The 1,936-nt window shown below is 69.1% G+C and carries 2 protein-coding genes; both read left to right on the top strand.

The annotated features are described in order from the left end of the window. The coding region (locus A9W96_RS26265; RefSeq protein WP_156765423.1) for an acetyl-CoA C-acyltransferase at positions 1 to 771 on the top strand (771 nt) is incomplete at its 5' end. Between the two features lie 180 nt (positions 772 to 951). Continuing rightward, a complete protein-coding gene (locus A9W96_RS26270; protein ID WP_066864634.1) occupies positions 952 to 1,869 on the top strand; it encodes a tetratricopeptide repeat protein in 918 nt (305 codons plus the stop codon). Positions 1,870 to 1,936: the final 67 nt, after the last annotated feature.

The raw sequence follows: 1,936 nt of genomic DNA on the forward strand, positions 1-1,936 counted from the left end.
ACGGTGCTGGACCACATGGCCTACGACGGCCTGCACGACGTGTTCACCGACCAGCCGATGGGCGCGCTCACCGAGCAGCGCAACGACGTCGACCAGTTCACCCGGCAGGAGCAGGACGAGTTCGCTGCCCGGTCGCACCAGAAGGCGGCCGCGGCCTGGAAGGACGGCGTCTTCACCGACGAAGTGGTGCCGGTCAACATCCCGCAGCGCAAAGGCGATCCGCTGCAGTTCACCGAGGACGAGGGGATCCGCGCCAACACCACCGCCGAGTCGCTGGCCGGCCTCAAGCCGGCCTTCCGCCGTGACGGCACCATCACCGCCGGATCGGCCTCCCAGATCTCCGATGGCGCCGCCGCGGTGGTGGTGATGAGCAAGGCCAAGGCACAGGAGCTGGGGCTGAGCTGGCTGGCCGAGATCGGTGCGCACGGCGTGGTGGCCGGGCCGGATTCCACGCTGCAGTCGCAGCCGGCCAACGCGATCAAGAAGGCGATCGCCCGTGAGGGCATCTCCGTCGACCAGCTCGACGTCATCGAGATCAACGAGGCGTTCTCCGCGGTGGCGCTGGCCTCGACCCGCGAACTGGGCGTGAATCCCGACCTGGTCAACGTCAACGGCGGCGCGATCGCCGTCGGGCATCCGATCGGTATGTCGGGAGCGCGGATCACTCTGCACGCCGCCCTGGAATTGTCGCGACGCGGCTCCGGATACGCCGTCGCGGCGCTGTGTGGGGCCGGCGGACAGGGCGACGCGCTGATTCTGCGCGCGGGTTAGCCGCCCGATCGGACGTTTGCCGACGTTGCTGGCGCGGCGCGCCGGTGGCCGATTGTGATCTTCGTCATATTTGCCGATCACGGGGCTTTTCGGTGGGCGTTTTCGGCCCGCTGCGTCGCCGTCTGAGCGGCTCCGCCACCGGGTGGATGGGTAGCCCGTCCGCATGACAAACTTGACGGCGTGACTCGTCCGCGACCTCCTATCGGCCCCGCCCTGGCTGGTGCGGTCGATCTCTCCGGTCTCAAGCAACGGGCCCAGCCCGCGGCCGGCCCAGCCGCAGGGGCCACACAGTCAGCCGCCGACGGTGACCCCGGCATCATCGCGGTCACCGAGGCCAATTTCGAGGCCGAAGTCTTGCTGCGGTCCGAGGAAGTGCCGGTCGTGGTGCTGCTGTGGTCGCCGCGCAGCGATGCGTGTGTCCAGCTGCTCGACACGTTCGCCGGGCTGGCCGCCCAGGACAATGGCAAGTGGTCGTTGACCACGGTCAACGTCGACGTCGCGCCCCGGGTGGCGCAGATATTCGGTGTCGATGCCGTCCCGACCGTGGTGGCATTGGCCGCCGGGCAGCCGATCTCGAGTTTTCAGGGGATGCAGCCGACCGAGCAGTTGCGCGGCTGGCTGGATCAGATTCTCTCGGCGACCGCCGGAAAGCTTAGGGGCCCAAGCGGTTCCGCGGAGGCCGAGGCGGTCGACCCGGAGCTGGCCGCGGCCCGCCAGCAGCTGGAAGACGGCGACTTCGAGGCGGCTAAGACGTCGTATCAGTCGATCCTGGACGCCAATCCGGCCAACGCCGAAGCCAAGGGCGCGATCCGGCAGATCGAATTCCTGACGCGCGCAACCGCGCAACGCCCGGACGCCGTTGCCGTGGCCGACGCCGCGCCCGGTGACATCGAAGCCGCCCTCGCGGCGGCCGACGTGCAAATCCTCAACCAGGAGGTCGGACCCGCCTTCGATCGCCTGATTGCTTTGGTGCGCAGCACATCCGGCGACGACCGCACCCGAGTGCGCACCAGGTTGGTCGAGCTTTTCGAGCTCTTCGACCCGACTGACCCCGAGGTCGTCGCCGGGCGGCGCAACCTCGCCAACGCGCTGTACTGAGGTTTACTCGGGGGCCAGCCACAGCGCCGACGTGGGCGGCAGCACCAGCAGTGCCGAGGCCGGCCGG

The organism is Mycobacterium sp. 1245852.3, assembly GCF_001669335.1.
GTDB lineage: Bacteria > Actinomycetota > Actinomycetes > Mycobacteriales > Mycobacteriaceae > Mycobacterium > Mycobacterium europaeum_A.